Genomic DNA, 12,193 nt, shown 5'->3' with positions numbered 1-12,193 from the left:
CGGTTTTATCTACCGCAAAAGGTTTGTGCCGCTTTGATGTGAGTAGCAGTCCGGTAGGGAAGTACTTCTGGTGTTTGGAGGAACCATGGGCGAGTTCATGCAGCGTTGGCATGCATTGGGAGAGGCTCCTCGTATCGCAATTCTCAAGTGCATCAAATTCGAATTGGTCGTGAGCGCGATCATGGCGATCGCTGCGGCAGGGCGGTACGGGTACGCGGTCTTTGTGCTCGGCGACGAAGATATCTCCGGTTGGTTTCGCGCGCTCGGGCTCGCGAGTCTGCTCATCATCGTGGCCATCATCGTCACCGTCTGCGCGTACGTGCTGATCTACCGAGCGCACCGCGCCGTCAAGCAATGGCTGTTCTCACTCCAGGCTTCTGGATATCCGAACGAGAAAACCTGGACGGCAAAGGAGGGCTGGCTGCTCGGTCTTGCGCTTCTGGGCGGAACGGCGCTGATCCCCAATGTGCTTTTCGGAATCTACTACATTGTCGTGGGCGAATGGAGCTCGGCCATAGGGACATATATCTGGGCGATTCTCGGCATCGTGCTACCGCCCATCGCCGCCCGTCGCTTCATCCCGCTGGGATAATAGGGGCAGTCGATAATTTCCCACTGTGCGCGCAGCGGGAAAATGGGGACTGTCCCTATTTTCCCGCTGCGCGCGGTTTAGCGCATCCGCGGGGCGGGCATAAGAATCCAACCCTCCTCCATGCACGCCTGGTATTCCCAGGGTCGGTTTCATGTGGCGATCCGACCCTACGGGGACCATGGTGAAAAGAGAGGGTGTGCCATGAGGACCGCGAGAAAACGTTCCGAGACGGGCTACTACCATGTGGTGAGCCGCGGCAACAACAAGCAGACGATCTTCGAGGATGATGCCGATCGGCGGAAGTTTCTCGACCTCCTCGATGGTGCCAAGCGGGAATTCGGTGTGCGTATCATCGCATGGTGCCTGATGAGCAACCATGTCCACCTGCTGCTCGATGATGCGGATGATCAGCTGAGCGCATTCATGCACAAGGTCCTCGGTGGGTATGCTTCTTACTTGAATGCTCGTCACAGCCGCGGGGGACACCTCTTTCAGGGGAGGTTCTTCAGCGATCCCATCGAATCGGACAGCCGCCTGTTGGAATGCGTTCGCTACATCCTCAACAACCCCGCCTACGCAGGCATCTGTTCCGCCGGCGCATACAGGTGGAGCTCGTACGCCGAGTACGTGGGCAAGCCCTCTCTCACGGATACGTCGATGGTGCTCGATATGCTCGGGGGCGCAAAGTCCTTCACCCTCTTCATCGCCGCGCGTGATCGTTGCGTCTATGCGTTCGAGGGCGGCCGGTACCTGACGGACGATGAGGCGCGGTGCTTGGCGGTAGCCGTTGCGAGGCGCTTCGGGGTGACTTTGAGCGAGGTTCGCGCAATGCATGTGTCCGCTCGAAACGATGTGATCCGAGCATTGAGCGCCGAGGGCCTGAGCTATAAGCAGATTGGATGCCTGTGCGGCATCAGTTCCTCTGCGGTCGGTAGAGCGGCGGTGGGAAAATAGGGACTGTCCCCATTTTCCCAACTTGCGGCAGTCGTGCTAGAGTGGGCGGGTGGCCTTCGGACGGAGGCCACCCGTTTTGGGAGAGGGAGAATCCATATGGAACAGTTTTTCAAGATCGGTGAGCGCGGCTCCTCGGTGGCAACCGAGCTTCGCGCCGGACTCACCACGTTTCTGGCCATGGCCTACATCATCGTGGTCAACCCGCTCATCTTGGAGGCGGGCGGCGTGCCCATCAACGCTGCCGTCACGGCGACCTGCGTGGGCGCCGGCATCATGACCATCATGATGGGCGTGTTCGCCAACCGTCCGCTCGCGTGCGCGTCCGGCATGGGCATCAACTCCATCGTCGCCTACACGCTCTGCGGCGCGATGGGCCTCGGCTGGCAGACCGCCATGGCCGTCGTGTTCATCGAGGGCATCGCGATTCTGCTGCTCGTGCTGTGCGGCCTGCGCGAGGCCATCATGGAGGCCATCCCTGTGTCGCTGCGCCGCGGCATCTCGATCGGTCTCGGCCTGTTCATCGCGATGATCGGCCTCAAGGACGGTGGCATCATCCTGGCCAATGCCGACACGCTCGTGTCGCTCGGCAGTGTGACCGACCCGACGTTTCTGGTCGGCGCCATCTCCATCGTGGCGACCGTCGTGCTCTATTCCATGAAGGTCAAGGGTGCGCTGCTGTGGGGCATCCTCATCGCCGCGGTGTGCGGTATCCCGCTGGGCGTCACCCAGGCGCCCACCGGCATCGTCGCGCCGCTCGACTTCTCGACGGCCGGTGCGCCGTTCATGAGCGACGCCGACGGCGTGATGGGCCTTGTCAAGGCGATCACCACCCCGACGATCCTGCTGTTCGCCTTCTCGCTTATGATGAGCGACTTCTTCGACACCATGGGCACCGCCATGGCCGTGGCCAAGCAGGGTGAATTCCTGACTAAGGACGGCAAAGTCGAGGACATCAAGCCGATCCTCATCGTCGACTCCGTCGCCGCCGCGGTGGGCGGCCTTCTGGGCGCCTCGTCCGTCACGACGTTCGTCGAGTCCGCCTCGGGTGCGGCTGACGGCGGCCGCACCGGCCTGACCTCGATCTTCACCGGCATCCTGTTCATCCTTGCCGCGTTCCTGTCGCCGCTCATCTCCTGCATCAGCTCGGCGGCGACCTGCGGCGCGCTCGTGTTCGTCGGCTTCCTCATGATGGGCGACGTGGTCATGGTCGATTGGGACGACGTGCTCGAGGGTTTCCCGACGTTCATGATCATCGCCGGCATCCCGTTCACCTACTCGATCTCCAACGGCATCGGCCTGGGATTCATCACCTACATCCTCGTGGCCGTGGTGACGCGCCGTGCGATGTACGTTCGCCCGCTCATGTGGGTCGCCGGTGTCGCGTTCCTGCTGTACTTCCTGCTGCTCTAGTCTCTGGCGAGGTAGCGGCTCGGTACCATGCGCCGCGGTCGGGATCCATTCCCGGCCGCGGCTTTGTTGTTCGCAGCCTTCCGATCTTCCCCATGGGTTTCTTTCACCTAGGGGTCCCTAACTGAAACAAACCCATGGGAAAGATCCCGATCGCATCTTCGGTTGGGCTGTCGGTGCGTAGGACCATGGACTCGTGTCTCCCACGTGCAGCGTATCGTGCAGTTCTCGTGAACGCATGAGGCTGTGGTACCATATGCAGCTGTTGGTTACCCGCACTTAGATGCCCGCTGCACCGGCGGCTTCCCAGTGTTGGGCGTATTCTAGAGAAAGGTGTACACCATGACCGTCTCCAAGGAGCGCAAGGCCGAGCTTACCGCACAGTTCGGCAACAGCCCCGTCGACACCGGCAACCCCAAGGTCCAGGTTGCCATCCTCACCGAGCGCATCCGCGAGCTCACCGAGCACATGAAGTCCCACCAGAAGGACTTCCACACCCGCCGCGGTCTGCTCATGCTGGTCGGCCGTCGCCGTCGTCTTCTGTCCTACATCAAGAAGAACGACATCTTCGAGTACCGTGCACTCATCAAGGAACTCGGCATCCGCGACAACATCCAGTAACACGTTGTGCATGCAGGAGCCCCCGCGGGGGCTCCTTTTCATGTAAGGGGCCGCAACCGCGTCCTCTACACCGTCTGCGGGACGATCCGCAGGCACTATTCGAGGCCCGCACGCAACGGGGCGTGCGGAGATGAAGGAGAAAAATGACACTCGTATCCAAGACCTTCGAGCTCTACGGCAAGACTTACACGCTGGAGAGTGGCGAGCTCGCCAAGCAGGCCACCGGCGCCACCCTGGTCAAGCAGGGCGACACCACCGCGCTCGTGACCGTCGTCGTGTCCAAGGAGCGCAAGAACTACGACTTCTTCCCGCTGACCGTCGACTTCAACGAGAAGATGTACGCGGCCGGCCGCATTCCCGGCGGCTACCTCAAGCGCGAGGGCCGTCCCTCCGAGAAGGCCACCCTCACCGCGCGTATGATCGACCGTCCCATCCGCCCGAGTTTCCCCGACGGCTTCCGCAACGAGGTCCAGATCGTGGCGACCTCGCTCGTGGCCGACCAGGTGAACCCCATCGACGTGATCTGCACCATGGGCGCGAGCCTGTCGCTCACCCTCGGCGGCGTGCCCTTCGAGGGCCCGCTTGCCTGCGTGCGTATCGGCCGCGACAAGGAGACCGGCGAGTTCATCGTCAACCCGACCTATGAGGAGCGCGAGAACTCCGATCTCGACCTCGAGCTCGCGGGCACCCGCGACTTCATCTCGATGGTCGAGGCGGGCGCCGAGGAGGTCACCGAGGACGACATGCTCGAGGCCATGCGCATCGGTCAGGAGGCCATCGGCGCCTTCTGCGACGCGCAGCTCGAGTTCGTCGCCGAGTGGGAGCGCGTCAACGGCCCCATCCAGCCCAAGGAGTACGTGCTCGATCAGCCCGTGCCCGAGGTCGAGGAGCGCATCTTCGCGCACTACGACGAGATGTACGCCGCGCTGTCCGACGCCGACAAGCTCTCGCGCATCGCGCACGTCGAGGAGCTCAAGGAGCGCATCCGTGCCGAGTTCACCGAGGAGGAGCAGCTCGCTTGGGAGCGCGAGATCCCGGTCAACCTCAAGAAGCTCGAGAAGAAGGCCATGCGCACCATGGTCGTCGAGACCGGCGAGCGCGTCGACGGCCGTGCCGCCGACGAGATCCGTCCCATCATGGTGAAGGATTCCTACCTGCCGCTCGTGCACGGTTCCGGCCTGTTCCAGCGCGGCCAGACCCAGGTGCTCTCCGTGCTCTCCCTCGGCATGCTGAACGAGGCACAGCGTCTCGACACCATCGAGCCGGTCGACGGCAAGCGCTATATGCACCAGTACAACTTCCCGCCGTTCTGCACCGGTGAGACCGGCCGTATGGGCAGCCCCAAGCGTCGCGAGATCGGCCACGGCAACCTCGCCGAGCGCGCGCTGATCCCCGTGCTGCCCGACGAGAACGAGTTCCCCTATGCCATCCGTGTCGTCTCCGAGGTCATGGAGTCCAACGGCTCCTCCTCGATGGCGTCTACCTGCGCGAGCTGCCTTGCGCTCATGGACGGCGGCGTGCCCATCAAGCGCCCCGTGTCCGGTATCGCCATGGGCCTCATCCAGGAAGAGGGCAAGACCGTCGTCCTGTCCGACATCCAAGGTATCGAGGACTTCCTCGGCGACATGGACTTCAAGGTCACCGGCACCGAGCGCGGCATCACAGCCCTTCAGATGGACAACAAGGCCACCGGCCTGACGTTCGAGATCCTTAAGACCGCGCTCGAGCAGGCCAAGGCCGGCCGTGCGTTCATCTTGGGCAAGATGCTCGACGTGATCGCCGGTCCGCGCGAGCAGACCCGCTCCACCGCGCCGCGCATCGTCTCGATCACGATCCCGGTCGAGAACATCCGCGACGTCATCGGCAAGGGCGGCGAGACCATCCGCGGCATCCAGGATGAGACCGGCGCCTCGATCGACATCCACGAGGACGGCACCGTCTTCGTCGGCGGTGTCGGCGATTCCGTCGAGGCTGCCGTCGAGCGCATCCAGCTCATCGTCAAGGTTCCCGAGGTGGGGGAGGAGTACACCGGCCGCGTCGTCTCCATCCAGCCGTTCGGCGCTTTCGTGAACCTGTTGCCCGGCAAGGACGGCCTGCTGCACATCTCCCGCGTCGCGCAGGGTCGCGTCGACAAGGTCGAGGACGTCCTGAACGTCGGCGACGAGGTCAAGGTGAAGGTCATCGAGGTCGACGAGCGCGGCAAGATCTCGCTCGATCGCCTCGACAAGCCCGAGGCGCCCGCCGGCTCCGGCTCCGAGGGCGGCTTCAAGGGCAATCGCGAGCGCCGCGAGCGCAGTGACCGTCCGGGTCGTCCGCGTCGTGAGCACGGCGACCGTCCTCGTCGCACTCCCGGCGACAACGGCGGCCGCGCGCCCCGTCGCCATCATGAGGGCTAATCCGCGCAGCTGATCGCATGCGAGCGCCCCGGACCTTGCCAACAGGGTCCGGGGCGCTTTCATCGCGCGACGTCTCTTGTCCCGTTCCGCTGTTCGTGTGGGGACGCGGTCCGCACGGTATTTCGTGTGCATCTTGTTGGTACAATGCAATGTCCATGTGTATCGCCCGCGGCGGTGGCCGCGCGGTGCGTTTCGAACGAATCGGCGGCTCGACCGCCGTTGCATTGTCACGAGTACGAGAAAGGACGTTGCGCCCCATATGGCAACCACGACAAAGAAGAAGGCCGCTCCGCTCAAGATCATTCCCCTGGGAGGTCTTGACGGCATCGGCAAGAACATGACCGTGTTCGAGTGCGGTGAGGACATGGTCCTCGTCGACGCCGGCCTGATGTTCCCCGACGATTCCCAGCCCGGTATCGACCTGGTGCTGCCCGATTACACCTACGTCCTCGAGAACGAGGAGAAGCTGCGCGGCATCGTCGTCACGCACGGCCACGAGGATCACACCGGCTCCCTGCCGTACCTGCTGCAGGACCTCAACAACAAGGTGCCCATCTTCTCCAGCAAGCTGACGCTCGGGTTCATCGAGGGCAAGCTCGCCGAGTTCAGGATCCGTGCCCCGAAGTTCCGTGAGGTCTCCGGCGGCAGCCACGTCAACCTCGGCTGCATCTCCATCGACTTCTTCTCGATGACCCATTCCATCCCCGGCGCGCTCGGCGTGTTCATCCGCACGCCGCAGGGCAACGTCATGCACACGGGCGACTTCAAGCTCGACCAGACGCCCATCGACGGCGTGACGCCCGATTACGCCTCCATAAGCCGCTTTGCGAAGCAGGGTATCGACCTTCTGCTGTCCGATTCGACCAACGCCACCGTTCCGGGCTTCACGAAGTCCGAGGCCGAGGTCGGTCCTTCGCTCTACGCCGCGATCAAGGACGCGCCCGGACGCGTCTTCGTGGCGAGCTTCTCGAGCCACATCCATCGTCTGCAGCAGATCTGCGATGCCGCCCGCAAGTGCGGTCGTAAGATAGTCGTCACCGGCCGATCTATGCTCACCAACACGCGCGTCGCGCGTGAGCTCGGGTATCTCGATATCCCCGAGACCGATATCATCGATGCCTACGAGATCAACAACCTCCCCGAGGACAAGATCGTCGTCATGTGCACCGGCAGCCAAGGCGAGCCGCTGTCAGCGCTGTCGCGCATGGCCAACGGCGAGCACAAGACGCTCTCCATGCACGAGGGCGATACGGTCATCATCTCCGCGACGCCGATCCCCGGTAACGAGAAGGGCGTCCAGCAGGTCATCAACAGCCTCGCCAAGATCGGGTGCGACGTGTACGACAAGAGCCGCACACTCGTGCATGTGTCGGGTCACGGCAGCCAGGAAGAGCTCAAGCTCATGCTCGCCATGACCAAGCCCGCCTACTTTATGCCCGTTCACGGCGAGGCGGTCCACCTGCGTGCCCATGCTCGCCTCGCCCGCAAGATCGGCATCCCGTCCGACCATATCTTCATCCTCGATAACGGCGACACGCTCGAGATGCGCGGCGGCGAGGTGCGTCGCGGTGAGCCCGTCGAGTCCGGCGTCGTCTACGTCGACGGCCTGCGCATCGGCGATACCGATCCGATCGTCCTGCGCGACCGCCAGAAGCTCGCAAACGACGGCATGGTCACGGCCGTCGCCATCGTCTCGCTCAAGCGCAAGCGCATCGACGCGATCGAGTTCTCCGGTCGCGGCGTCTCGTTCACCATCGATGACGAGTTCAGCTCCGACGCCTCCGCCTCGATCATGAAGATGATCGAGAAGGGTTCCTTCAACTTCACGAGCAGCGGTACCGATGCGCTCCGCAAGGCCGTTCGCGATTCGCTGTCCAATTTCATCTGGAATCGCACGCACACGCGCCCGATGATCATCCCGGTCGTCATGGAGGTCTAGCGTGGCGGCAGCGGGTAAGACGAAAAACAACGCGAAGCAGAAGGGTTCGCAGGCCAAGGGCGCGAACGCGAAGGGCAATGCCTCCCCGCACGCGCTGCGCGCTAACCAGAAGGCGCAGGCCGAGCATGTCGAGCCCATCATGGATGCCGGCTCGGGCCGCGATATCGCCGGCGTGCTGTTGGCGGTCTTCGCCGTCGCGTCGTTCATCTCCGTCGTCTCGCCGTCTTCCGCTCCCGTCACGGCCGCTATCGCCGGGTTCTACCACCTGGGGTTCGGCCTTGGCGCGTATGTGGTCCCGCTGTGCATCCTCGGTGCGGCGGCCGCGCTGTTCTGGCGTGGTCCGATCGAGGTTTCCGCACGCACGTGCGTCGGTGTCGCCTTGATCTTCGTCTCCATCGTCGCCGTGCTGTCGCTCTCGGTGCCCTATACCGAGCTTTCGGCATCGGCGATGTTCGAACCCGAGAACCTCTCGGCGTATGGCGGCTATGTCGGCGCCTTCCTGGCGAGCGTGCTGCAAAATGCCCTGGGGAAGACCATCGCCTATGTCGTGCTGGTCGGGCTTATCATCCTCGGTTTCGTCCTCATCGGTTTTTCGATCGGAGACGTCGTGAGGTCGATCGCGCAGCGTGCGGAGCAGATCGCCCAGCGCCGCCGCGTCGATGTCAATGAGCGTCCGTGGGGCGACGATCCGTCCATGGCGGCTCCGGTTGCGAGGGCGGCGCATCCCGCCCAAGCATCCCTGTTCGATGAGGCGGGGAGCGCTCCGACCACGTATCTGGGTAGCCGTGTGGCACCTGTCGAACGCGATTTGGGCCCCGACAACGGTGAGGATCCTTTCGTCGACGTTTCGGCCGAGGTGGCCTCCGAACATGCCAAGACGACTCTGATCCCGGTCAAGGAGCGGTTCGCGACCGGCATGGCCGAGGTCGACGCCGTACCGCCTGTCACCTCGAGGGGTGCCGCTCCGACGCGCGTGCTTGCACGGGACGGGCGCGACGAGCATTCCGAAAGCGACGCCTTCGGGTTCGACGACGATGCCATCGAGTCGTCCGATGCCCTGCCGTGGGATGAACCGTCCGATGCGTCCGATGAGATGTCCTCGCCCATTTCGGCGCCCGCCGCTACCGCCGCCGTTCCGCCCATGAAGGAGCCCCCGGTGCCGGAGTTCCTGCGCCGTGTCGCCGAACAGGCGAAACCGACTGTTGCGTCCGAACATGCGAAGCGCCCTGCCTCCGCCACGAAGCCCGCTGGTTCCTCGAAACCCCAGGGCTCGGCCGCATCCGGTTCCGAGACGGCTGCGCCTGCAGGGGAGTCTCCCGACGGTGAGCGTCAGCTGCCTCCCATCTCCATGCTGCGCCATAATCCTGCATCCGCGTCAAGCTCCAGCTCCGAAAAGGAACTCGAGCAGACCGCTGCCGCGCTGCAGGCGACCTTGCAGGAATTCGGCCTCCATTCCCGTGTGGTGGGATGGATCTCGGGCCCGACGGTCACGACCTTCAAAGTCCAGCCCGGCGAGGGCGAGCGTGTGAGCCGTATCTCCAATCTGGAGGACGATATCGCCCTGTCGCTCGCGACCGACTCGGTCCGTATCTTCGCACCGATCCCCGGCACCTCCCTTGTCGGTATCGAGATCCCCAACCGAACGCGCCAGACGGTCGCGTTCGGCGATATCCTGCCCTATGTCAAGGGCGGCCCGCTCGAGTTCGCCCTCGGCCGGGATGCCGAGGGGCAGCCCATGGTGGCAGATCTAGCCAAGATGCCCCATCTTCTCATCGCCGGCACCACCGGCTCGGGCAAGTCGGTCGTCATCAGCTCCATTCTCATGAGCCTGCTCATGCGCACATTCCCCGAGGACGTCCGCCTCATCATGATCGACCCCAAGCGCGTCGAGTTCGCGCCGTATGATGGGCTTCCGCACCTGTACGTGCCGGTCGTGACCGAGCCCAAGCAGGCAGCGAGCGCGCTGCAGTGGGCTGTTTCGGAAATGGAGCGCAGGCTCAAGATCTTCGAGCGCATCGGTGTCCGTAAGATATCGACGTTCAACGAGAAGCAGGCTGCCGGTGAGTTCGAGAAGTACGACAACCCACCGGCCAAGATGCCTTACCTCGTGATCGTCATCGACGAGCTTTCCGACCTCATGATGGTCGCCGGCAAGGACGTCGAGGCGTCCATCGTTCGCATCGCACAGCTCGGCCGTGCCGCCGGTATCCATATGATCGTCGCCACGCAGCGTCCGAGCTCCAACGTCGTGACCGGCCTCATCAAGGCGAACATCACCAACCGCATCGGTCTTACCGTCGCGACGGGTATCGACAGTCGCGTCATCCTCGACCAGACCGGCGCCGAGAAGCTCATCGGTCAGGGCGACATGCTCTTCAGCCGCGTCGATTGGGGCAAGCCCAAGCGCATCCAGGGCTGCTACGTTTCCGATGAGGAGATCTTCAGCGTCGTCGAGTTCGTCAAGGAGCAAAGCCCTGCCGAGTACCACGAGGAGATCCTTTCCGCGGTCGCCCCCGCGATGGTCGGCGGGTCTGGCTCGGGCTCGCATGACGCCGGCGATGACGACCCGCTGCTCTGGGACGCCGCGCGCATCGTCGTGGAATCGCAGCTCGGCTCCACATCCGGTCTCCAGCGTCGTCTCAAGGTGGGGTACGCCCGCGCGGGACGCATCATGGATATGCTTGAAGAGAAGGGCGTCGTCGGTCCCCCCGACGGCTCGAAGCCCCGTGAGGTCCTCCTCGATGAGGAGGGGCTTGCGGAGCTCGAGGCGCTCGAGGCCCGCATGGCGCAAGATGACGAGTTGGGAGGGTTCTGATGTCCAGTCGTTTCGGCGAGATGCTGCTCAATCGACGCCGTGAGTTGGGCATGTCGATCCAACAGGTCGCCAACGTGATCAAGATCCGTCCGCAGATCATCGAGTTCTTCGAGACGGGCAACTTCGCCTCGATGCCGCCACGCGGGTACGCGCAGGGCATGATCGCGAGTTATGCTCGCTATCTGGGGCTGAATCCCCGCGAGGTCGTCAACGCCTACTTCGATGAGCTCTATGTATACGAGCGCGGAGGTAGCTCTGCCGGCAGCCAGTTCACCGAGGGCGCGACCAACCCCGTTCCCCGCAGCGTGAGCACGAGCGGTCGCTACCTTATGGTCGACCCCGTTCCCGCTTCGCGTTTTGCACAGCGTCCGCCGCAGGCGGGGTATGTCTCCGATTCGACCTCGGGTCATGTCCCCATGCCGGTTGCCGGAAACGAGCGGCGCTATGCGAGCCTGCCGGAGGGTGCACCCCGTCGCTACGGGGATAGCCCTGCGTCGCGACGCGGAGGCGATGGAGAATACAGTCGCGGCCGCGATCTTCCCCGCAGCGGGTCTGCGGGGCGCACGACGCGCATGCGTCGCGTGCCCGAAGGGGAGGGGAGGAGCTCACGATATGCGAGCGGCGCCTCGCGTCGTCCCTCCGCAGATTCGAGCTCACGGCGACGCAGCTCACGACAGGCTCCTTCCCGCGGTCGTTCCTCCGGTCGTTCCCAGGGACGCCGCAACGCAGCTCCGACGATCTTCGATGATCCCCGTGTTATGATCGGTGCGATCGTCATCGCCGTCGTCATTCTGCTCGTTGCGATCATCCTGCTCGTCCGCGGTTGCACGGCTGCCCCCTCGACGCAGCAGACGCCTGAAACCCCGGCCGTCTCGACCGGTTCCACCGATGGCTCGGCTGCGACCGACGATACGACCTCGAAAGACGACGCGGCCGATGATGACTCCTCGGCATCCGCTTCCGACGCCGACGGTGATTCGGATGCCGATGCCAACGCCGATGGTGACTCCGATGGCGATACGGCCGATTCCGATACCGATGCCCAGGCGGTTCCCACCAAGACGACGGTCACCGTATCCTTGGAAGAGGGCGCTTCGTCGTGGGTCGAGGTCAAGGTCGATGGTTCGCTTAAGCTGTCCGAACAGGTTGCGGGGCCATTCGAGATGGACTTCACGCCCGAAAGCTCGATCGAGGTCACGGTCGACCATCCGGGCGACGTCCGTGTCACCAAAAACGGCGACAGCGTCGAATGGGATACGAAGACCTCCGGCGTCGGTCGCCTGACGATATCGGTACCGAAGTCGACCGACGAAGGCGCCTCGGACGGATCGAGCGACGACAGTTCGGATTCCTCGACCGATGGGTCCGATACGTCCGATGATTCATATACCGACGAGTCGTATTACGATGACTCGTACTCCGATGATTCCGAGATGTGATCGGTGCCGCATGGTGCGGATGCCGTAGGA

Annotated in this window: 8 protein-coding genes; all 8 read left to right on the top strand. The window is 63.7% G+C overall.

Translation table 11 applies throughout. The features are described 5' to 3' along the window. The first annotated feature begins 85 nt into the window (after nucleotides 1-85). The 8 genes from I6E04_RS01085 to I6E04_RS01050 all read left to right on the top strand — a co-directional run bounded on the left by I6E04_RS01085 (nucleotide 86) and on the right by I6E04_RS01050 (nucleotide 12,163). Complete coding sequence (locus I6E04_RS01085; protein ID WP_235421283.1) at nucleotides 86-592, top strand: hypothetical protein; 507 nt, start codon at nucleotides 86-88, stop codon at nucleotides 590-592. Nucleotides 593-793: 201 nt separating this feature from the next. After that, nucleotides 794-1,546 carry a transposase gene (locus I6E04_RS01080; RefSeq protein ID WP_235421281.1) on the top strand — a complete coding sequence of 251 codons (753 nt, stop codon included), beginning with the start codon at nucleotides 794-796 and terminating at the stop codon, nucleotides 1,544-1,546. A gap of 96 nt (nucleotides 1,547-1,642) precedes the next feature. Continuing rightward, complete coding sequence (locus I6E04_RS01075; protein WP_235421278.1) at nucleotides 1,643-2,956, top strand: NCS2 family permease; 1,314 nt, start codon at nucleotides 1,643-1,645, stop codon at nucleotides 2,954-2,956. Between the two features lie 339 nt (nucleotides 2,957-3,295). Continuing rightward, nucleotides 3,296-3,574, top strand: a complete 279-nt coding sequence (rpsO, locus tag I6E04_RS01070) for a 30S ribosomal protein S15 (protein ID WP_235421277.1) — start codon at nucleotides 3,296-3,298, stop codon at nucleotides 3,572-3,574. Nucleotides 3,575-3,717: 143 nt separating this feature from the next. After that, complete coding sequence (locus I6E04_RS01065) at nucleotides 3,718-5,970, top strand: polyribonucleotide nucleotidyltransferase (protein ID WP_235421275.1); 2,253 nt, start codon at nucleotides 3,718-3,720, stop codon at nucleotides 5,968-5,970. 259 nt (nucleotides 5,971-6,229) lie between these two features. Beyond that, nucleotides 6,230-7,909 carry a ribonuclease J gene (locus I6E04_RS01060; RefSeq protein WP_235421272.1) on the top strand — a complete coding sequence of 560 codons (1,680 nt, stop codon included), beginning with the start codon at nucleotides 6,230-6,232 and terminating at the stop codon, nucleotides 7,907-7,909. Between the two features lies 1 nt (nucleotide 7,910). Then, nucleotides 7,911-10,724, top strand: a complete 2,814-nt coding sequence (locus I6E04_RS01055; protein WP_235421271.1) for an FtsK/SpoIIIE family DNA translocase — start codon at nucleotides 7,911-7,913, stop codon at nucleotides 10,722-10,724. Further along, entirely contained in the window at nucleotides 10,724-12,163 is a 1,440-nt protein-coding gene (locus I6E04_RS01050; protein WP_235421269.1) for a helix-turn-helix domain-containing protein, read from the top strand. The genes I6E04_RS01055 and I6E04_RS01050 overlap by 1 nt, the downstream gene beginning before the upstream one ends. The last annotated feature ends 30 nt before the right edge of the window (nucleotides 12,164-12,193 follow it).

This window comes from Collinsella tanakaei (assembly GCF_021531055.1).
In the GTDB taxonomy this organism is placed as follows: domain Bacteria; phylum Actinomycetota; class Coriobacteriia; order Coriobacteriales; family Coriobacteriaceae; genus Collinsella; species Collinsella tanakaei_B.
Note: the sequence above shows the minus strand (reverse complement) of the source record. Positions and strands in the feature narration are given on the sequence as shown.

Bases quoted from the DNA above. Each gene is read 5' to 3' on its own strand.
- I6E04_RS01050 (WP_235421269.1), top strand. From the start codon at position 10,724: ATGTCCAGTCGTTTCGGCGAGATGCTGCTCAATCGACGCCGTGAGTTG.
- I6E04_RS01060 (WP_235421272.1), top strand. From the start codon at position 6,230: ATGGCAACCACGACAAAGAAGAAGGCCGCTCCGCTCAAGATCATTCCC.
- I6E04_RS01065 (WP_235421275.1), top strand. From the start codon at position 3,718: ATGACACTCGTATCCAAGACCTTCGAGCTCTACGGCAAGACTTACACG.
- I6E04_RS01080 (WP_235421281.1), top strand. From the start codon at position 794: ATGAGGACCGCGAGAAAACGTTCCGAGACGGGCTACTACCATGTGGTG.
- I6E04_RS01085 (WP_235421283.1), top strand. From the start codon at position 86: ATGGGCGAGTTCATGCAGCGTTGGCATGCATTGGGAGAGGCTCCTCGT.
- I6E04_RS01075 (WP_235421278.1), top strand. From the start codon at position 1,643: ATGGAACAGTTTTTCAAGATCGGTGAGCGCGGCTCCTCGGTGGCAACC.
- rpsO (WP_235421277.1), top strand. From the start codon at position 3,296: ATGACCGTCTCCAAGGAGCGCAAGGCCGAGCTTACCGCACAGTTCGGC.